1 protein-coding gene is annotated in these 408 nt (G+C 46.6%); it reads left to right on the forward strand.

Annotation, left to right across the window (positions count from 1 at the left end; translation table 11 throughout):
- Positions 1-68 precede the first annotated feature (68 nt).
- Positions 69-408, forward strand: a 340-nt coding sequence (locus tag AB4486_RS24830) for a CRISPR-associated endonuclease Cas1 (RefSeq protein ID WP_372119355.1), incomplete at its 3' end; no start/stop codon positions are given.

Raw genomic sequence — 408 nt, forward strand, 5'->3', positions numbered from 1 at the left:
CGATAAAACGGGGCCTAGCCGAGCGATTGGTACGTATACGCTGCTTGAGGCAGAAATATACCCTGAAGATGCTGGGGCTTAGATGTTCTTCAGTGTGGGATGACCTACTAGATCAACTAAATGATACCTCAAACCTCATGATAGCTGAAGCGCACATCTCGCGCTTATACTGGAAGGCGTGGGAAAATGTCGAGGTCTTTTCTGAACTCGGATTTACAGGGCGAGTAAGACGGCCACCCTCCGACCCGATTAACGCTATTTTGTCACTGACATCGACGTTAGAAGACAATCTGTATTGCAAAGCACTGTTGTCAGAAGGGCTAGATATAGGGTTGGGTATTCATCATGTAACTGGATATCGCAGGCAAAGCCTGATTTATGATGTCAAAGAGATTACACGTTCAGAGG

Origin of the sequence: Vibrio sp. 10N.222.55.C6, assembly GCF_041473395.1 — a bacterium.
Lineage (GTDB): Bacteria > Pseudomonadota > Gammaproteobacteria > Enterobacterales > Vibrionaceae > Vibrio > Vibrio crassostreae_C.